Annotated in this window: 16 protein-coding genes and 1 pseudogene; 7 read left to right on the forward strand and 10 right to left on the reverse strand. The window is 58.2% G+C overall.

Annotated elements, in window-relative coordinates; genetic code table 11:
* Positions 1 to 30: 30 nt before the first annotated feature.
* Both WNY39_RS17130 and WNY39_RS17135 read right to left on the reverse strand, forming a co-directional pair.
* Complete coding sequence (locus WNY39_RS17130; protein WP_342847495.1) at positions 31 to 1773, reverse strand: type I secretion system permease/ATPase; 1743 nt, start codon at positions 1771 to 1773, stop codon at positions 31 to 33.
* Positions 1774 to 1878: 105 nt separating this feature from the next.
* Positions 1879 to 3303, reverse strand: coding sequence for an O-antigen ligase family protein (locus WNY39_RS17135; RefSeq protein WP_342847497.1), 1425 nt, complete (start codon positions 3301 to 3303; stop codon positions 1879 to 1881).
* 178 nt (positions 3304 to 3481) lie between these two features.
* Here WNY39_RS17135 and WNY39_RS17140 point away from each other — a divergent pair, with 178 nt between their 5' ends.
* Positions 3482 to 5560, forward strand: a complete 2079-nt coding sequence (locus WNY39_RS17140) for a hypothetical protein (protein WP_342847499.1) — start codon at positions 3482 to 3484, stop codon at positions 5558 to 5560.
* Here WNY39_RS17140 and WNY39_RS17145 read toward each other — a convergent pair.
* Genes WNY39_RS17145 through WNY39_RS17160 form a run of 4 tightly spaced genes read right to left on the reverse strand, consistent with a single transcriptional unit; the run spans position 5544 to position 10319 of the window.
* Positions 5544 to 6728 (reverse strand): acyltransferase, encoded by a 1185-nt coding sequence (locus WNY39_RS17145; RefSeq protein WP_342847501.1) that lies wholly within the window; start codon positions 6726 to 6728, stop codon positions 5544 to 5546. The two genes, WNY39_RS17140 and WNY39_RS17145, sit on opposite strands and share 17 nt — an antisense overlap.
* Positions 6614 to 8011 carry an oligosaccharide flippase family protein gene (locus WNY39_RS17150; RefSeq protein WP_342847503.1) on the reverse strand — a complete coding sequence of 466 codons (1398 nt, stop codon included), beginning with the start codon at positions 8009 to 8011 and terminating at the stop codon, positions 6614 to 6616. The genes WNY39_RS17145 and WNY39_RS17150 overlap by 115 nt, the downstream gene beginning before the upstream one ends.
* Before the next feature lie 6 nt (positions 8012 to 8017).
* Positions 8018 to 8941, reverse strand: coding sequence for a glycosyltransferase (locus WNY39_RS17155; protein ID WP_342847505.1), 924 nt, complete (start codon positions 8939 to 8941; stop codon positions 8018 to 8020).
* A gap of 58 nt (positions 8942 to 8999) precedes the next feature.
* A complete protein-coding gene (locus WNY39_RS17160) occupies positions 9000 to 10319 on the reverse strand; it encodes an HlyD family type I secretion periplasmic adaptor subunit (RefSeq protein ID WP_342847506.1) in 1320 nt (439 codons plus the stop codon).
* A 191-nt stretch (positions 10320 to 10510) separates the two neighbouring features.
* On the opposite strand from WNY39_RS17160, the gene WNY39_RS17165 reads away from it, so the two are divergent.
* Both WNY39_RS17165 and WNY39_RS17170 read left to right on the forward strand, forming a co-directional pair.
* Positions 10511 to 10795, forward strand: a complete 285-nt coding sequence (locus WNY39_RS17165) for a hypothetical protein (RefSeq protein ID WP_342847508.1) — start codon at positions 10511 to 10513, stop codon at positions 10793 to 10795.
* Positions 10762 to 11712: a glycosyltransferase family 4 protein gene (locus tag WNY39_RS17170; protein WP_342847510.1), complete on the forward strand. Its 951-nt coding sequence runs from the start codon at positions 10762 to 10764 to the stop codon at positions 11710 to 11712. Before WNY39_RS17165 ends, WNY39_RS17170 begins: the two co-directional genes overlap by 34 nt.
* On the opposite strand, the gene WNY39_RS17175 is transcribed toward WNY39_RS17170, so the two are convergent.
* Both WNY39_RS17175 and WNY39_RS17180 read right to left on the reverse strand, forming a co-directional pair.
* Positions 11709 to 12980, reverse strand: a complete 1272-nt coding sequence (locus tag WNY39_RS17175; protein WP_342847512.1) for a hypothetical protein — start codon at positions 12978 to 12980, stop codon at positions 11709 to 11711. The two genes, WNY39_RS17170 and WNY39_RS17175, sit on opposite strands and share 4 nt — an antisense overlap.
* On the reverse strand, positions 12973 to 13593 hold the full coding sequence (locus WNY39_RS17180; protein WP_342847514.1) for a polysaccharide biosynthesis/export family protein: 621 nt from the start codon (positions 13591 to 13593) through the stop codon (positions 12973 to 12975). The genes WNY39_RS17175 and WNY39_RS17180 overlap by 8 nt, the downstream gene beginning before the upstream one ends.
* Positions 13594 to 13719: 126 nt before the next feature.
* Here WNY39_RS17180 and WNY39_RS17185 point away from each other — a divergent pair, with 126 nt between their 5' ends.
* Positions 13720 to 14685, forward strand: coding sequence for a NodZ family protein (locus WNY39_RS17185; protein WP_342847516.1), 966 nt, complete (start codon positions 13720 to 13722; stop codon positions 14683 to 14685).
* Here WNY39_RS17185 and WNY39_RS17190 read toward each other — a convergent pair.
* A complete protein-coding gene (locus WNY39_RS17190; protein WP_342847517.1) occupies positions 14676 to 15614 on the reverse strand; it encodes a glycosyltransferase family 2 protein in 939 nt (312 codons plus the stop codon). The genes WNY39_RS17185 and WNY39_RS17190 overlap by 10 nt on opposite strands.
* On the reverse strand, positions 15604 to 16305 hold the full coding sequence (locus WNY39_RS17195) for a sugar transferase (RefSeq protein ID WP_342847519.1): 702 nt from the start codon (positions 16303 to 16305) through the stop codon (positions 15604 to 15606). Before WNY39_RS17195 ends, WNY39_RS17190 begins: the two co-directional genes overlap by 11 nt.
* A 329-nt stretch (positions 16306 to 16634) precedes the next feature.
* On the opposite strand from WNY39_RS17195, the gene WNY39_RS17200 reads away from it, so the two are divergent.
* The 3 genes and pseudogenes from WNY39_RS17200 to WNY39_RS17210 form a co-directional block, all read left to right on the forward strand.
* Positions 16635 to 18026, forward strand: coding sequence for a lipopolysaccharide biosynthesis protein (locus tag WNY39_RS17200; protein WP_342847521.1), 1392 nt, complete (start codon positions 16635 to 16637; stop codon positions 18024 to 18026).
* A 9-nt stretch (positions 18027 to 18035) separates the two neighbouring features.
* Positions 18036 to 18839, forward strand: a complete 804-nt coding sequence (locus WNY39_RS17205) for a CpsD/CapB family tyrosine-protein kinase (protein ID WP_342847523.1) — start codon at positions 18036 to 18038, stop codon at positions 18837 to 18839.
* 146 nt (positions 18840 to 18985) lie between these two features.
* Positions 18986 to 19197, forward strand: a pseudogene (locus WNY39_RS17210) (alpha-amylase); the annotation flags it as partial.

The raw sequence follows: 19197 nt of genomic DNA on the forward strand, positions 1-19197 counted from the left end.
GGTGCGCGCATGGACCAGATCAACTCAGGATCACCCCTGCCGTGCGTGATTAGAAAGCTGCTGCCGAACCGGGGGCTTTTGCGCTTGGGGCGGCGGACCTAGGATTTTATCTTTATCCCCGAATTTGGTCATACGCCCCTGATCAAGGATCAAAATCTTGTTCACAGCCGCAATTGCGCTTGGCCGGTGCGCCATCACGATGACGGTGCTGCCGGCCGCGCGTAGCTGCGTAATCGCATCTTCCAGCGCGGTATCCCCTGCCCCGTCAAGATGCGCGTTCGGTTCATCCAGCACGATCAGCGCCGGTTTGAAAATAACCGCGCGGGCAAGGGCAATACGCTGGATCTGCCCGCCGGACAAAGGCAACCCAAATGCACCGCCCACCCTAGTCGCATAGCCGTTGGGAAGCCGCAAAATCAGGTCATGTACATTGGCAAGCTGCGCTGCCGCAACGATATCGCCATCGGTTGCATGCGGGTCAAACCGGGCGATGTTCTGACCGATTGTGCCCGGCAAAAGCGTAACCGACTGTGGTAGATACCCGATGTGACGACCAATCGCCCCGACGGGCCATTTGTCAAAACCGGCCCCGTCAAGGCGCACCTCCCCCCGGTCGGGTTGCCACGCGCCCACCAAAAGACGCGCAAGTATTGATTTCCCCGCCGCCGATTTTCCGATCACCCCCAAGCCATCGCCGGGCTCTAGGTTAAAACTAACGCTTTGCAGCAGCAGTTCTTGCCGTGTGGCGCTGGCACCGGCGGCAAATTTCGTCAGCGATGTGACGGTCAGACGACCAGAAGGTTTGGGCAGATCGATATTACCATCCTGATCTTTCGTATCTTCGAAAAAACCCATTAGGGCGCGATGGGCGAAAAGCGTCTGCGCAATGGCGCGCCATTGTCCGATGGCTTGGTCAATCGGGGCAAGGACACGGCCCGACAACACCGACGACGCGATAATCATACCCGGCGAAATCTGTTCCCTCAGAACCAAAACAGCGCCAACCGTAAGGATAGAGGACTGGAGCAAAATGCGAAATGTCTTGCTAAAGGACGCCAGAATTTCGCTGCCCTGCGCCGCGTTCTGATGGGTTTTCAGGCTTTCCAGCTGCATCGCTTGCCAATGCATCGCAAGGTTATTTTGCATGCCCATGGCGACCACGGCTTCGCTATTGCGCAGCGCTTCGGTCGCGAATTCGGATTGACGGGCGGCCCCGTGATTGCGTTGCTCTTGCCACCTGCGCGCAATGAACCCTGCAAGCCACGCGACCCCCCCCGCAACAACCGCGCCGCCGACGACAATAAAACCAAGTACCGGATGCACTAAAAACAATACGGCCAGGAACACAGGCACAAAAGGAAGATCAAACAAGTTGCCCGCCGTGGGCCCCGACAAAAACTGACCGATCCCCGACAGATGTCTAAGCGGGTCAGAGCCGTCGGCATTACCGCCTTGTTTTGCCTGCAGTTGGGCAAAGAATCCGCTGCGGCCAAGATCACATTCCAGCCGTGTGCCGATGCGCGATAGCATGCGCTGGCGCAACAGGTCGAACAGCCCGAAAAACAGATATAAAACAATGACGATGGCAAAAAGCCCCATCAATGTGACGACCGATCCGCTGGACAAAACGCGATCATAAACCTGCAGCATATAGATCGACCCGGTGAGCATCAGAACGCTGATAACCCCACTGATGATCAGGACGAATGCAAACCCCGTTCTTTGCCTGCGCAAGGCCGCAACATATTTATTTGACGCGTCGGCCGCCACCATTGCAGCTGCTCCTGGGAAAATTCGGATCGATCCGATGCTAGGGGCAAAACCTTTCGCTTTCGAAAGCACGCCTAATCTATGCGCAGAAAAATTTAGGCAACTCGGCTAAGTATCAGTGCGGACGTGCGTATCGCGCCCCGCCGCGCCCGCATAATTCGGCCTTAGGGACTGTGTATATTGAACCGGGTGTGCGTTCCTAAACTTTGGCAGCGGGCGTTCGGGAACGTACCAGATTTTCGGACTGCGCAGCACGGCGGGCTTTTCCGGGAACAGCCACATGCCAGCCCCGAACAGAAAGAATACCAGCGCATATAGCGTGCCCCAAATATGCACTGTCGCCAGCGCCAACGTCAGCCCGACAAAGCAAAACACCCATGCCCGCCGCAAAGGCCATATCGGGTCGTCTTCGCGCAAGGGCCGCAGGCCGATCCGCCAAATTGCATAGCCGTAACCGGCCGCCAAAAAGGTAAATCCGGGGATGCCGTACCGCATGGCGGATAGCAGCCAAAAATTATCAATGCTGGGCGTGTGCATCCAGACCGGGCGAACCCAATCGTTCAGACCCAAACCCCAGATCGGATGGGCCCAGACATTAACCATACCCCAGTCGAAAATGGTGGCGCGCCAATAGGCACTTTCGGCTGAAAAGGTTGCATAGCTCATGAAAACGCGCAGCGGCGTCCGGTTCGACAGCAGATCAACAACGCAATAGCACAGGACCAGGCCCAACAGCAGGATCACCCATCGCTTGGCCTGCGCACGAAATACCGCGGCCCACATGATCAATCCGATCTGCACAGCGACCGATAAAATTGCCCCACTGGACAGCGCCAATAGGCCAGACAAGCCAATCAAAACTGTCAGCACCAAGCGGGTGAACAGGGTTAATATCGTTTGCAGCCCCACAAGGCAGATCGTTATGCCAAGGGAGCAAAACACACCCCAGTGGATCGGATGTTCAAATCCCATCTGGACGCGTTCCAACCCCAACCGTCTGTCGATCGACAAATCAGGCGGCGCAGTCAAAAAGGGAATTTTCCTTGCCATTTCAATCAGCGGCGAGGTGCCTGTGATCGCTTCGATCAATGCAAACGGCAGACACAGAATGATCAGCGCAACAAGCGCGTGGATCAGCGTCAGAAAATCGTCGCGGTCGCGGATGCAGGCACGGCCTAACAAATAGGCCCCCAGAAAATCCGCCCCCGTCGCGCCAGCGTTTTGCAGCGCTTGATCGGGGTTGTTCACCCACAAGGCCAAGGCCATCCAGACGAAATGAAGCGTAAATAGCGCATCGGTCGCGATCAACGGCCCGTAACACCCCCGCATCAAATTCACCGCAAGCGGGAGGATCAGCAGGATCAGCAGAAAACGCGTACCGCTTAGATAAAGCGGCCCAATATTAACCCCGATCGGCAAGATAACCAGTGCAAGGAAGACGCCAACCACGACGCCAACAAAACGACGACGACGCGTGCCTGGGGCATCCAACCCGCCAAAATTGCGCGAAAATGCACTGTCCGCGATGCTCATCCAATAGACCCTGCCTGTGGCACTAACACTCGAAACGCCCGGCAACGAGTGAACCCTGCCAAGCTTAAAATACCGTGAAGATTAACGGCACCGCCGACCAAACCCCTGCCCGCGCAACGCCAAAGGGCCCGCTGATATACCGGGCAGTCTTGAAGAATTGGTAACGGGAAGGTCTGCCATGCAAATGACAATCGGGATCGGCACGCATCTGGGACAAACACCAACGGGCAACCAAGCGGCGACCCCCGCCGCCGGCATTTCCCATATCCTAAGCGACGGTTGGCGGGCATTTCATCCGCAAGCTGCCGATGTCACCACCGCGCCGCCCCCCATTATCGTCACCAGACAGGGGTTCGATGGATCGGGCAATTCGACCACGCACAGCGACAGTGTCGCAATCACAACCCGCACCCGCGACCCCTATCCGGATCACGATACCCTGACTGAAACCGATGTTGCCTTGTCTGATTTCATCTATGCGGGTGACACCATCAGCGGGGTCCCCAACACCAGCACCCTTGCCTATCCCAAGCCCATCGCGATGTGGCTGAACCATGACCGCGAACATGCGAACGGGCCGGTTCACAGCTTGCGCCTTGCCGTCGCGCATGGGTTTGCAAGGCTGGGCCGTCCTGTGGCTGCCGTGAAATTCATCGCCAGCGACGGGGTGACCAGCGTGGCGCAAACGGTGTCGTCCATGACGTCCGCTCAGTTCGAAGCCTCCAGCCTCCATGTCCCGCATTTCGCGACTGACATGGATTTAACGCCCCTGACCCAAGGCGCGTTGCTGACAATCGATGCGGTGATTTATCCGTGGGTCGGCGACGCGTTTACCATCTCGACCGATGCGGATCCCTACCCCTCCCCCAACCTGACAACCTTGCGTTTGTTGAACGACCGGACAGGCGCATATGGCACTGCCTTGGCCTATGTCGACAGCGCATCAGGTGATGACAGCACAGGCACTGTGGCAGGTGATGCGGCGGCGGCGGGCACCCCCTTTGCCACAATCGCAGCGGCCGCGGCGGCCATTGCGACGTTCAACGCAAACACCTATGGGCGCCCGAATGATGCGGGTGGCGGTATCATCAGGCTGGTCGAAGGGGTACATGATTTCACCCCTTTCAAAAGCCAAGGCACCAGCATCGACGTGCCGCTTGTCGTAGAGGCTGCTGATCCCGCCAAACGCGACACCACGATCCTGACGGACGGGGGCAGTAGCAAGTTTAACGGCATCCCGGCCCAGCTGAAAATCCGCGATCTGACCCTGCGCAAAACCGGGGGCAGTGTGGTATTTCTGGACAGTGGTGCCGCATCGCCCAACCATCTGTTCGTCACCGAAAATTGCATTTGGGACGCCAATAACACCAGCTATTACGGTGCTTGGGTGTACCGCGTCGGGCGGTTCTTTCAACGCAATTGCATGATTGGCGCGGGCGGTGACCCGCGGCAGGGCAACTTTTTCTCAACCGAAGCCACAATGGTTACGGCTGTTGGATGTGACCGCTGCGCGGGCTCCATCACCTATCAGGCAGCGGGCTGTTCAAACCTGTCTGAATTCAACTGGCGCGCGCCCACCACTGCGCGGCCCGCGATGGACGGTCTTTTTCTGGGCTGGAATGTCTTTACCAACGGCACGACCTCGAACCCGATCATCAATATCAACGCCCCCATCGGCCCGCGCGGCTTGGCCTTTGTCGGGAATATCGTTGAAAGCTGGGGCACCAGCAGCAATGCGGCCCTGCGCCTGAATGCAGACGGTGATACCAGCCCGGCCGAAAACGTGGTGTTCCAGCACAACAGCATCATCGGAGAACGCATTAATCTGATGTATCTTGATGGTGTCGTAAATGTCGCGAAATCTGCGCATGTCAGCTTTAACCTGTTTGAGCGGCTGAATATCAAAAGCGATGTGTTCGCCAGTCAGGGCGAAAATACCGGCAACTGGCCTGTGCGTTACAAGGTTGGCTGGTCGCATAACGCAATTGCCAGCGGGTCGAATAATAACGCAGGGTATGGCCCCGTTTCATGGTTGGGAGAGACCCCATCGGCGGGCGAGATTACAGGCACCCCACCCGCCTTTGTCGATGACAGATCGCACCTCGGACCTGATACAGGCGGCGGCGACTACACCCCGACGACGGCCTCCACCCTGCCGGTCATCCCCGCCGGTCGCGCCGCCTATCCGGTGGATTTGGTCGGGAATGCCATCATTGCCGGACAATCTTGCATCGGGGCCATCACCCCACCCGTTTAAACAGCGGCACCTTAGCGGCCCGCGCAAGCCCGAGCGTGGGCCGCTCCACCCAGTGCCACGAAATCACCGCGCAGATCAAAACCATCGGGAAGGACAACAGGATATTACCGCCGGGCGATCCCGCCCCCCACAGCCAAACCGCCAAACCTTGCAGCGGGAAGGCATAGATGTAGATGCCATAGGAATAATCGCCCAGCCGGTTGAACTGCCTGACATGCCCCGACGGCGCGTAGCCCAGCCAAAACACCCCATAGCTGAGCGCTAAAATCAGCAACGGATAGGAAAAAGCGGTGTTGTGGCCAAGATATGCAAGCACGCTCAGCCCTGCCAAAACCGGCAGAGACAAGTTTATCCAGCCACGCCACTTCCAAAACATGACGCCCATAACGAACGGTAGCGACAGCCATTGGAACTGCACAACACGGTGATGAAACTCGACAGGTGCAGCATAAAATGCGATGTACAGGACCAACATGCACATCAGCAAAACACGCGACGCCAGTAGGCCAGTCACGCCCAGAACCAGCACGATGAAATAGCACGCAACCTCATGCGACAGCGTCCAGATTGACCCTTCTACCTTCGGATAGGGGTTGTCTGCGAACACCCCCGGCAAGGTATATTGCGGCCAGACCAATCCAATATTCCGAAAGAAAAAAGTGCCTGTTTCGGGATCAGACCAGTAGTCTGACACAGGCAAGCCCGTAACCAGCGGCCCCATCACGCAGGCCACAAAAACCAGCGATACGGCAAGGCAGGGAAACAGCCGCGCCGCGCGCGCTGTGATGAAAACGGCGGCTGAGTTCGACCGTTCGAAGCTCGCCGTGATAAAAAACCCCGAGAGCGTAAAAAACACATACAGTGCCAGCTGCCCCAAAGAATACCCAAGCGCAGCTTTCAGCGGTTCGATCTGCGCAGGCCCCAGTGTGACGGGCCAAGCATGCGAGACCAATACCGCCGTGGCCGCACAAAACCGGATCAGATTGAAATTATTGTCACGCCCCTGCGCCACATCTTGCAGCCAGATGCCAGCGGCCCAATTGGCCTCCATCCTCATGACCCCACCGCGAAACCCGTCGCGGTATTCTTGCGCAGATAGGTCACCAACTGCGGCATGCTCAGGAATACCAAGGCCAATAGCGCGGTCAAAATCCCCCCGCTGGGCCACCAATCCGCCTGAACGTCTAGCGTACATGCACAGGTCAGCAGCGCCATGGCAGACAGGATTGGCAGCACCAGCGGTCGCAGCGGCAGGTGTTGTTTGGCAAGGGCCAAGGCCAAACCGATCGCATAGCCTGCCGCCTCTCCTGCGATACCGATCCAGATCAATGTCATGATGTCAGCCCCCGCCTGCACGGCCCCCCACGCGACAGGGAGCAGCGCCACCCGCACCACATTCGCCATCACCTCGTTTTTCGTATGTGCCGCCGCAAGGGCCACAATCGCGCATCCACCCGCAAACACACGAAATGCCATTAAACTGGCCAGCCAGACCAGCAACGGCAGCGCCGCCGCATATTTTTCCCCCAAAACCGCCAACAGGAATGGCGCGCCAAACAGCGCCACGCAAACAACCATCGCGCACCCCAAAAGCAGATGGACCTGCAAAATGATTACTGCCAAATCGGAATAGCGGCTGGTCCCCCGCGCCGCCGATAGCTGCGGTAAGAAAAGGCTCATCGTGCTGCGTGTCAAAACCAACGCGGGTGTCAGGGTCAGGGACAAGGCCATTGAAAAGATCGCCATCATCTCCAACCCGAAATGGCGCGCGATAATGCCCCTTTCCCCGTAAAATACGAAAAACATCAAGCCACCGCTGATCATCAACGGCCATCCAAAACTGAACGATTGCCGAATGAATGCGCCGTCAAAGCACAGCCGATACCGCCGAGTCGCCACCGCATGCGAGATCACCAAAGACAGCGCGGCCTGCACCAAAATCGCATAAAGCAGCACGCGATAGTCGCCGAAGTGATAAAACAGCGGGACCACCGAAATCAGCGACGCAATCGGCGGCAGCACGGTCAACCAAACCGATGCCCGATACGCCATCTGGCGGCCAAAGCGGAAGGCGTCGAAATGCGCGCACCCCGACATCAGCGGCAAAATTGCGATCAGGTAAAAAGCCCACAGCGCATCTGGTAGTGCGAAAAACGCCGCAAGTGGGGCGGCAAGGACCAGCAGCAACCCCGCGTTAACCATACCGCGCAGGACAGAAAACCCCTGCATGGCTGATTGAAACTCTGGCGCATCACCATTGGCCGATTGTGCCATTTGCTGTTGAAACCCTAGGGCCGACGCCATCTCGACCAAGGACACGGCCAGCAAAAATGCCGACGCCGTGCCGAAATCCTCAAGACTGATCAACCGCGATACCAACAAGGTGCGTGCCATCATCAGGGCAGCACTTGCGACGTTACCTGACAGGATTAAACCAGCAGAACGCAGCATCCGGCCTCAGCCGGCATCTGATCGGTTCCAGCGGCTAACGTAATAGCCCGCGTTCCCGTCTTTCATCATTTGCAGCATCCGCACCGACCGGTGGATGCGGATAGCGGCAAGGCAGATAAACGCCTTGGCACGGTTGCCCAGCCCTTCGATCCGTTTGCTCGTCACAATGCGCGGTATCTCAGACACAGGGGATACGGCCAACGCCAATGCCTTTGCCGCCCATCTGACATTCCCCTGCCAGCCCGTGCCCTGCCGCATGTCGTGTGATATCTGCCGGTCCCATTTGGCCTGCAACGCGGCAAAGCTGGCGCGCGCGGGGTGAAAAACCCGCATATCAGGGGCAAAATGGATAGGTTCGCCCATGCGCGTCGCCCGCTGCCCCCATTCGCGGTCTTCGGCTGTGTTCAGCCCGGCAAATGACCCGACTCGATCAAAGGCTTCACGCCTCACGACCAAATTTCCGGTTCCGGCGAACCCCTGACGCGAAATATAGCGATCCATGCGATAGGCAAAAATGCTCTCGTAGGCCTGAACCATCTTTAATGATTTGGGATCATCGCAGGCAATCCGCACGTCCCCGCCGGCAATCGGCGCTTGCTCTGACTGCATGACGTGCTGTGCCGTGGCCAGCCATTCAGGGCTTGGGATGCAATCAGCGTCAATAAACGCAATAATATTCCCCGATGCGTGTTCCACACCCAGATTGCGCGCATGTCCCGGACCCGCAGCAGGCTGATGCAACAGGCGAACATTATCAAACTGGTTGCAGATTTCCGTGGGTGGCCGCGTCGATCCGTTATCGACAACGATGATCTCATCCGCGCGGCGGTGGCCCGCTTCGAGGGCGGCCAGACACCGAAACAACGCAAGCCGTTGGTTAAGATGCGGGATCACGACGGTGATGACAGAGGGCAAATGTGTGTACTGCATCCCCTTTTAGGGCATCGTCGAGGTTAATTATTCTTTAACGCGTGACATCCTCCCGTATTTATTCGCGAAACCCGTGGCTCAGCTGCGCCATCAACGGTTCCGTAAGATAGCTCAGTACGGTTTTTTCGCGGGTCTGCAAAAACACCTCTAGGGGCATTCCGGCGATCAACCTTTCTGCCTCTGGCAACCGGCCCAGCTCCTCCTGCGCGATATGTACAGCCACGCGATAGAACGGTTGACCGGTTACCGGATCCTTAACTGTCTCGGGCGACACGGCCCCGACCCGCCCGACAAGTTTCGGCGTTTTCTGAGGATCAAGGGCCGTCATCACAATCTGCGCAGGCTGTTCGCGGCGCACTTTGTTAATGTCGCGCGGCGGCACCCGTACTTCGAATGCCAACCCCGCATCTTGCGGGATCACCTGCAACAGCGTGCCGCCCGCAGGGATCACGCCGCCCAATGTCGTCATCTGCAATTCATGGACAATACCACTTGTCGGGGCGCGCAATTCCACCCGTTTCAACTGCGCCTGCCGCGTGATAATTGCCAGGGTCAGCTCTTCTATTTCGACGAACAGCTCGCGCAGGTCTGTTGTGGTTTTTTCCTGCAGCGCGCGCGCCTCTTGATCGGCATTTACTGCAATCTCGCGCCGTCGATTTTTCACGCTTGCCAGTTCGGCCTGCCGCTCGGCCAGATCACCTTGCAACGCCGCTTGCCTGCGCAGAATCTCGGTCAGTTTGTCCCGCCGCGACAACCCCTTGGCCATCAGCGCGTTGATAAGCGCCAAATCACCCTCAACAAAGGAAAGCTGCCGTTCCAGCGCGATCATCTGTCCCGAAATCCCCTGCGCCTGAGTGTCCAAATCCGCCAACCGCCCGCGCATCTGCGTCTCAGCGCCTTGGCGCATATTCTGGCGGGCCTCGAATATATCGCGCTGGCGATCTTCGGCCCGGCGCAGAACCGCCCCCAGATGCTGCAGGGACATTGGGAAATCGGCGTAGTCAAACACCAATTCGGCGGCCCCCATACGCTCCGCTTCCAACCGCGCCCGCAGGCTAAGTGCTGCTGCCAGGCGTGCGCGCGCCATATCCAGATTGATCTGCAACAGCGTCGGGTCCAGCCGCGCCAACACCTGCCCCTTTGCAACATGATCCCCGTCGCGCACCAAAATCTCGGCAAGGATACCGCCATCCAGCGTTTGCACGATCTTCGGCTTACCTGCGACTTCGATCTGGCCCTTTGCAGTAACAGCACCGTTGATTTTCGTCGTCGCCGCCCATCCGCCAAGCACGACAACCAGCAGAAAAATGGCCATGGCCCCAACAACGCTTAGCGTGGCCAGACTGGTTTTCGGGGTGATCGGTTCGTCAGATTGCATGGGTTTTCTCTTGGGTTGGGCGGTCGTCCCGCGCCGTGACAAAGCACCGCAAAGATGTGTCAACTTCGCGGCAAACAGCGGTCAAACACAGGCCCTATTCAGACAGTTTATGAATAAGTCGCCACAGGTTTACCGAAAATTTATAGGTTCAGGCCCCAATAGGCGCACCCTGCCCCAGCCACGTTGGACATATGACGGACCATCCAGATCGACACATCCTAATCGTCGTGGAAAATCTGCCTGTCCCCCTAGACCGCCGTGTCTGGCTCGAGGCGACAACCCTGCAGCAGGCAGGGTACGAGGTTTCCGTCATCTGCCCCATGGGGCGCGGATGGGATCAAGACTATGAGCAAATCGACGGCGTCCACATCTATCGCTACCCCCAACCGGCCGAGGCGCATTCCGGTACGCTCGCCTATGCGCACGAATACGGGCACGCCCTTTGGCACTGGTTCAGACTGGCCAGAACCATCTGAAACGCCGCCCCTACGACGCGATCCAAGGCTGTAATCCCCCTGATTTGGTGTTTCTGCTTGCCCGTTGGTACCGTCCGCGCGGTGTGCGCTATGTCTTTGATCACCACGATGTCAGCCCCGAACTGTTCGAGGCCAAGCTTGCCAAACGCGGCCCCGTTTACCATTTGATGCGCCTGCTGGAACGCATGACATTCAAGACCGCCGATATTTCGATCGCCACCAACGACAGCTTTCGCACCATCGCGATCACCCGTGGCGGGATGCACGCCGATGATGTTTTCACTGTCCGCTCCGCCCCAAAGACAGACGAATTTTTACCGGCCGCAGGGGATCAAACCTATCGCAAAGGGGCCGCGATCCTGATCGGTTATCTCGGCGTCATCGGCCAGCAAGAGGGCATGGATTTGCTTGTCCGCGCCGCCGACCACTTGGTTAATAAAATCGATGCAAATGTTCATTTTCTGATTATCGGGTTCGGCCCCACCCACCACGACATGATCCAGGACGTGGCGCGCCGAAAGCTCCAAGACCACTTTACCTTTGCCGGTCCGCTGTATGACAACGCCCTTTTGGATGCCCTGAACGCCATTGATATAGGCGTGGCCCCTGACCCCAAAAACACCATGAATGATATTTCCACCATGAACAAAGTGATGGAATATATGACACTGGAAAAACCCGTCGTGCAGTTTGACCTGACCGAGGGGCGCGTGTCTGCCGGGCCTGCGGCGCTCTACGCGCAACCAAACGACCCCATTGATTTTGCGCATAAAATCCAAACGTTGATCGATGATACGTCGCTGCGTTGGGATATGGGGTGGGCGGGCCGCAAACGGGTGCTTGATCAGCTGTCTTGGGCGCATTCAGCACCACATCTGTTGGCCGCCTACGCGCGACTGTTCGACAAAACGCCCTAGAACCGCGCGCTGAATTTGCGGCGGAACGACATGAATATTTCATTCGACCGCCCCACACCGGTAACACTATCGCGCAGCTCTCGCCGGCGCAGCCCGATGTTGAAACGCGCTGTGCGGCTCAGCTCTCGGGCATAGAAAATCGCAAGAACGCGGTTCATCGTGGTTAACCCCGACTGGGTGTTTTTGGCCTCCGCCCAGTCAATATCAACGGTGATCCCATCCAAAGGCGTCGCATCAAACTTATACCGCACCCCTATCGAGGTGTTGATTTGTTCGCTGTCATCCTGATCGCTACTCGTCAGATCTCTGCGCAGGCGCGCCTCAAAACTTCCCCGCGCCAGCGCTGTCTTGTATCCCAGATTGCCGGTCACATATCGGCCCCCTGTCGCCCCGCGTGCGGCACCAATACCCGCGCGCGCAATGCCATCGGGCAAGGTTAACTCACGGCGCACCATCCCGCTGAACCGGTGCCCGGCTTCTGTTTTGGTATACCTCAAATTAACCGCGAACGGCCCCCGCGGCCTGTCGATCTGATACATATTATCAAGGTGAAAACTCTCGCGGCGACCCGTCGTGGCCTCTTGCCGAAAGGCACGGTATCCGATGGTCGCGATCACATGATGTGCCGCATCCAGATCAAGCCGCGCCTGCGCTTCAAGCCGGTGCCGCGTGGTCCCGCGCAACACCTGCCCCCCCTGGCCAAAGGCGGTCCCATCCATGAACGCAGTCTTTTGAACGCTGGCCAAAACACCAAACCCAAGGGGCGCGGTCTCTCTCCATTTCAGGCCAATTTCCGCGCCAACCTCCCGCCGTTTCGCCGTGCCGGTTTGGATGCTGGCCCCGAATGCACCGGGTGCCGTCTCCACCAGATCCGTCTCTTGAAACCGCAGATCAAAGGACAACGACGCATCCCGCGCCTGCCGCGAATAGCGCAGAGCCAGAAATGGGTCGACGACACCATTTGCCATGCTCTCTCTGCCCGGCCCATCCGTCGCGTGCAGGGATACGCCCCCCGTTAACGATAATTCCTGGCTGCGGGTTTGGGTCAACACACCAAAACTGAACGCGCTGCCGATTTGGTTCAAATGCTGCGGATTTGCCCCGTCCAATTGGGGGTTTGATCGCCCCTCGGCAAAGGTTTCAAACGCCATGTCCAGCGCAATACCACCCGACCCGGCCCCTTGCGCCAATGCGGGCAACCCAAGTAAGCACGCCGCCGCCCCCCAACGCCGCAAGACGCAGCCGATCACGGCGCTAGCCTTATTCAAACAACCGTCTTTGGGGCACGACAATCACATCGCCCTCGCGCAGTTTCATATGCGCCGCTTGCGACCCCGCTTCGATGTGCCGATAGTTCAGCGGCACGATCTGCGCCGCCCGCCGCAGTTGAATGCGTTTGATCGCCGCAAATTTGGTGAAACCGCCCATCGCGGCAAAGGCCTGCAAAACGCTGGTATTGGGCGGTATTTTCAACAGGCCCGGGCTGTTCGCCTCTCCCATGACATAAACAGAAATCAACTCCGGCGCGCCTGCGTGCCCCACATCCAAACGCGGATCGGCCAACCGCTCGACCGATACGAAAACATTGGGCGGGTTGGTAAAGGCGGCGGCCAGACGCCCGGCCAAGCCACGTTGAACAGCTTCAATCGGTTGCCCCGACGCGCGCATGGTGCCGGCCATTGGCACCGATATGCGCCCATCCGGCGTCACCAAAACCGACCGGTTCAACTCAGGGTCTTCCAGCACTTCGATCCGCAGAACGTCGCCCGGCCTGATGTGATAGGGCTGTGCCATAGCACCGCTTACCCCCCAAACCATCACAAGCCACAGCAAGGCGATCCGCCACAGATTGTCTGTTTTCCAAGCACTGAAGCGGCGCATTTTCTCTCCCCATAACCTGACTGTGATTGCCTTAGCTTGGCCCTTTAGCGGTTAAAGAAATGTAAATGGTTAACCATGATCCTGACCCCAAGCGCGGCTTGCGCGGGGAAAAAAACTGGGCGGGCAATGGTCAAACCAATATTGCTGATCAAGGGGAAAGGCGGCTTGGGCAACCGCATGCTGTCGGCCGTCTGCGGCCTTGCCCTTGCCGATCTAACCGGCCGCACCCCGATCATCGATTGGCGCGATGGCAGCTATGCCCCCATTGGCACCAACGCTTATCCGCTTCTTTTTCAAACGCCCATCACCCAGAAATGCGAAACATATGACGGGGTGGCGACCTCGGTCACGCCCGCCATTTGGGCCGGAAATCTGGACCTTACCCCCCAACAGATGATTGAAAAATTCGCGCCGCGCAGCCATTCAAACCCCGTCGCCTATCGCAGGTTTTGCATAAACCTCGCCCGGCCTGACACGCCCGAGGATGTCGCTGTGTTCTGGTCTTATCTGCCGAAATTCAAACGGATCGCCAGACATCTGCGACGCGACTCAAATTTCGCCACAAGGTCCGAAAAAGACATCATCGCGGGGTATCTTGCGCAATTTTTCACGCCAAACCGGCGGATTTTGCAACCGATAGATAGCGCTACCGCCACTCTCACCTCACCCAATATCGGCGTACATATCCGGTATACGGATCGTAAAATTCCACTAAGCCCCGTCAAAAAAGCGCTGAGACAAAAATTACTTCACATGCCAGACGCGTCGATTTTTCTGGCCACCGATAACGCAGAGGTTCAGACACAGATCGCGTCGGAATTCAGTAATGTGCAGCACATCGACAAATACCTGCCAGCCGATGGCAGCAGGTTGCATTGGCCGACATCCGATATCGAAAAACTGCGCGAGGCCGAAAATGCCCTGACCGACATGTGGCTTTTATCCCGTTGTGATCACCTGATTTATTCGCGCCATTCGACCTTTTCGGTGACCGCGTCCTATCTGGGAGGTATGAACCGCGCACAGCTGCATGACGTTGATCGCTGGTCCCCGACCGTCATCGCGAAACGGTGGATTCAGGCCTACGCATAACCTTGCAACCATTCCGCCCGCCGCGCCCAAACCGCGCGCCAATGATCCGCCGACGCGCGCCGGCACCTCGTGAATGGGCGCGAGGCCACATACCGCAAAGCGGCCCATAACCACATCAATGCGATCCCGGGCCCAACCTTCCAAAGCGGCCAATGATCACGAATGATCGACGCGCGCGCCTTCATCACCAGTATCGTTTTCTCCTCGCTTTGCCGGGTGGATGCCCCGACATGGTGGGTGATCTGCGCATCCGGCGCCATGCAAGGCCGATAGCCCAGACCACGCGCCCGCAAACACAGATCCGCGTCCTCTCCGTACATGTAATATTTGCGCTGAAAGCCACCCAGTTCCTGCCACAGCGGGCGGCCAATCAGCAAAAAGCACCCCACGACGATATCAACCTCGCGGATCGAATCGCGTTGCCAGCCGCCATAGGCCTCGGGGTTCGCAAATGCGGATCGCCTAAACACCGCAGAGATGCCAAACGCCCGGAAAAACAGACTGCGAAGGGACGGTATCGCCCAGCAGGACGCGATGTTCAGCGATCCGTCGGCAAAGACGGTCCGCCCGCCCCAGATACCTGCGTTTGGCCGCGATTTGGCAAACCTCACCAGCGCATCCACCGCGCCGGGGTGGGTTTCCGTATCCGGATTCAGCAGCAGAAAATATGGCGTCACGCTGGCCCCAGCCACATGGTTATTCGCCGCCGCAAATCCAATGTTCTGATCCGATGCGATGACGCGCACGTGGGGGAATGCCGCGCGGATCAACGCCGCCGAATTATCCTGCGACGCGTTGTCGAACACCACGCAATCGAATATCGTCTCACGCGTGTTGGCGTATAGGGTTTCGATCGCCTTAATCGTCAGCCGTGCCGTGTTGTAGCTGACGATAATCACCGTCACCTCGGCGCGCGTTTCAGTGGCCATTGGCCCTTAGAACCACGCGAACGGTTTTGGCCAAAATCCCCAGATCGCCCCGCCACGACAGCGTCGAGGAATAGGCGCTGTCGAACGCCGCACGATCGGCAAAATCCACCTGATTGCGCGCCGACACCTGCCAGTTCCCGCTGATCCCCGGCACCAGATCGTAATAGTCCCGCCCGTGATAAAGCGGCTCTTGGCAAATCATCATCGGACGTGGCCCGACAAGGCTCATCTCGCCCTTTATAACGTTCCAGATTTGCGGCAATTCATCCAAGGACGTGCGCCGCAAAAAGGCCCCCAAACGGGTCACCCTAGGGTCGCGTTTCAGTTTTTGAAGGCAATGCCATTCCAGCTTTGCCACAGGATCGCGGGCCAGATGTCGGGCGAGGATTTTATCGCCGTTGTTAACCATAGAACGCAGCTTCCACATCTTGAAAACCCGGCCATTCAGCCCGACCCTGAACTGCGCATAAAACGGACGATGCCCGGTTAACCAAATCAGCCCGGCACATAGCCCCACAAGCGGAATCACCAGCGGTGCGATGGCCAGACAAACCAGCATATCAAACAGGCGTTTCCCGCCATTCCGGTACAGACCGCGTGGGCCATCATCACCAACCTTGTAAGGCTGCAGCGGGTGCGCACGGGCGATGCTAAACGCGCTGGATGCAGTGTCAAAGTCTTGAAAAATCATATCGCAGCGCCCTCCTTTTTAGGTCTGTAAGACCAGCCTGGATCCGGTCAATCGGGACCCTGTTGTGGTTAATCGCTGCCAGATTGCTAGGCGCAGGACGGTTACCAGAAGGTTAAATTAACGAAGTAAATCCGGCACCGCGCAGGTCAGCCGACAGAGGTCCGAAAGCCGCTGCGCCGTTAACTACGATTTAACACTATGCGGCCCAACTAAAGGGCGATTGGTACACCTCTTGTTCACATTTCACCGAACCGAAAGCACCCGCGCCTATGACCAACAACCGGCCGTTGCCCATCGCCCACCGACCCGCGCGGGTTCAGGGTTAGGCCGTGGATATCTGGTTTCATATGGCCCGGCTGGTGCGACAGCTGCATTGGGTTTTGATGTTCGGTCTGTTGGGGTTGGCGGGTGCTGCCGCAATCATGGAATTGCGCGCCCCGACCTATGTGGCGACCGCGCGCATCTTGGTGGAATCGGAACAAATCCCCGGCGATCTCGCCCCCTCAACCGTCCGTCTGCAAGCGCTTGCGCAGTTGGAGCTTGCCTTGCAACGCATTCTTGCCCGCGACACTCTTTTGCAGCTGGCCGCGCGTCGGGGCATCAATCAAACCGCCGCGTTGTCACCCGATGATCTGATCCGCGATCTTCGCACCAGAATCGAAATGACCCACGCCCCCGGCCGCGATGCAGCCCCCCTTGTCAGCATCAGTTTTCAGGGGCCATCTGCCCAGCTCGCGGCAGATGTCGCGAATGATATTGCGCAGATGATCTTGCAAGAAGACATCGCCACGCGCACGCAAACCGCGCGCAAAACATTGGCGTTTTTCACCCAAGACGTTGCCAGGCTGGAGGCAGAGCTGGCCGCGCAAGATGCTGAAATTCTGGCGTTTCGGCAGCAAAACGCAGACGCCTTGCCAGACAGCCTCGCGTTTCGTCGCAGCCAGCAAACCACCGGTCAGGAACGTCTGCTACAGGTCGAACGGCAAATCGGCGACCTGCAAGACCGCAAGGCCAAGGTGCAGCAGCGTCAGAACGCTCTTGCCGCAAAAACACCGACGGTTTCCCCATCAACCGAGGCCCAGCAACTGGCCCAGCTTGAAGAAGACCTCGCGACCCAATCTGCCCTGCTGTCGCCCGATAATCCGAGGGTGAAAATGTTACTGTCTCAGTTAAAGGGGCTTCGCCAGCGGATCACGTCGCCCGATGAAACCTCCCCTGATCCGTTAACCAGTTACCACGTTGAACGCGCCGAGATTGAAGCCGATCTGGCCGAACTGACCGCCCGCAAAACCCGCATACATGCCTCGATGGCCGCACTTGCGTCGTCGATCCAGGCAACACCATCGAACGCCATCACCCTTGGCAACCTTGAACGCGCGCAGGCCAATACGCGCCTGCAACATGATCAGGCCGTTGCTAACAAGGTCCGCGCGCAAACGGGCAAGATGATCGAAACCCTGCGCCAAGGGCAGCATATTTCCCTGTTCGAGGCGGCCGTGCCCCCGTTGCACCCCCAAGGGCCCAGCCGGTTTGTCGCCTTGGCTGCCGGCCTTGCGCTTGGCCTGTTGAGCGGGTTGGTTTTCGTCGTCCTCAGGGATCATTTCAGCAAACGCATTCGCCGCCCCGCAGACATCAACGCCGCGTTGGGCATCACGCCTTTTGCCACCCTGCCCTATCAACGCAGCCGCGCCCATGCCGCCACAGCCCAGCCACAAGGATAACCGCCCAAGGTGACCGCCCCGCGCCCCATAGATGTTCCGCCAAGGTTGCCCCTGAACCTGCGTTTGAAACCCATTCCGTCGGTGCAGGAAACCCGTGCCTTTCACGCCGCTTGGGATGCGCTGACGCCCGGCACGCTTGACCCCGATCACCTGTCCTCAAACCGTATTTTTGCCCATGGCTCCGGTCTGGATGCCATGCCTTACGACATGCTGCGCAGCCGCCTGATCCGGCATATGCGCGATAACCGCTGGCGGCGCGTGGCCATCACCTCGCCCACGGCAGAATGCGGCAAAAGCACCCTTGCGCTGAACCTCGCGCTAAGCCTGCAACGCCTGCGCGATCGCCATAGCATTCTGTTGGAAATGGACATGCGCCGCCCCTCCCTTGCCGATATGATGGGCATCGCACCGCCCGTTGATTTGGCGCATTTTCTGCGCGGGGATCGTGCTTTCGGCCCTGCCGCAATGCGCATTGGCAGCAATCTGGCCATCGCAACCAACAGCGCCCCCGCCCCCGATGCGGCACCGATCTTGGCCAGCCGCTATCTGCCCCTCGCCCTCGACGATATCCAGAAGACTTACGCCCCCGAGATGATGATCCTTGATACCCCGCCCATGCTGCAAAGCCACGACGTGATGGCCATTGCCAGCCACGTCGATTGCGTCCTGATCGTCGCCGCCGCCGATGTGACAACAACAGATGAGATCGCCCAATGCGAACGTGAACTGTCTGGTCAGGCGCAAATGCTGGGCGTGGTCTTGAACAAATGCCGCCATCAGGGGGCGGGTATCGGCTATGGTGGATATGATTAACCAACGCCCGTGATCAAACTGCCCAATCGTTAGGCCATCCGCCCCGCATAAACGCGCTGATTCCGGCGCGATCCCTTTGAAACCTTTTGCTTTTTGCACAGTCTGGTTAAAATCGCAGCACATTTCATTAATCAGGCAAACCCTTCATGGCAGACAAGACACCGCCCCTTAGCGTGAAAATCGCGCGGATCGTTCAGGATATCTATCCCGATCAAGACGCCAATGTTCTTGCCAGTCTGGTTGTTGACGCCTTTTGGCCGGCCCAAGCCCCGCGCCGCAAACGGGGCCGCGCCCCGGGCAACAATCTGTGGTCTGAAAAAGACGCATTAATCATCACCTACGGCAATTCGATCATTGA

The organism is Sulfitobacter sp. AS59, from assembly GCF_038899995.1.
Lineage (GTDB): Bacteria > Pseudomonadota > Alphaproteobacteria > Rhodobacterales > Rhodobacteraceae > Sulfitobacter.

Excerpts from the sequence above, each read along its gene's own strand:
- WNY39_RS17160 (WP_342847506.1), bottom strand. The coding sequence starts at position 10,319 with ATGCAATCTGACGAACCGATCACCCCGAAAACCAGTCTGGCCACGCTA.
- WNY39_RS17150 (WP_342847503.1), bottom strand. The coding sequence starts at position 8,011 with ATGCTGCGTTCTGCTGGTTTAATCCTGTCAGGTAACGTCGCAAGTGCT.
- WNY39_RS17190 (WP_342847517.1), bottom strand. The coding sequence starts at position 15,614 with ATGGCCACTGAAACGCGCGCCGAGGTGACGGTGATTATCGTCAGCTAC.
- WNY39_RS17130 (WP_342847495.1), bottom strand. The coding sequence starts at position 1,773 with ATGGTGGCGGCCGACGCGTCAAATAAATATGTTGCGGCCTTGCGCAGG.
- WNY39_RS17195 (WP_342847519.1), bottom strand. The coding sequence starts at position 16,305 with ATGATTTTTCAAGACTTTGACACTGCATCCAGCGCGTTTAGCATCGCC.
- WNY39_RS17140 (WP_342847499.1), top strand. The coding sequence starts at position 3,482 with ATGCAAATGACAATCGGGATCGGCACGCATCTGGGACAAACACCAACG.
- WNY39_RS17165 (WP_342847508.1), top strand. The coding sequence starts at position 10,511 with ATGACGGACCATCCAGATCGACACATCCTAATCGTCGTGGAAAATCTG.
- WNY39_RS17180 (WP_342847514.1), bottom strand. The coding sequence starts at position 13,593 with ATGCGCCGCTTCAGTGCTTGGAAAACAGACAATCTGTGGCGGATCGCC.
- WNY39_RS17135 (WP_342847497.1), bottom strand. The coding sequence starts at position 3,303 with ATGAGCATCGCGGACAGTGCATTTTCGCGCAATTTTGGCGGGTTGGAT.
- WNY39_RS17185 (WP_342847516.1), top strand. The coding sequence starts at position 13,720 with ATGGTCAAACCAATATTGCTGATCAAGGGGAAAGGCGGCTTGGGCAAC.
- WNY39_RS17155 (WP_342847505.1), bottom strand. The coding sequence starts at position 8,941 with ATGCAGTACACACATTTGCCCTCTGTCATCACCGTCGTGATCCCGCAT.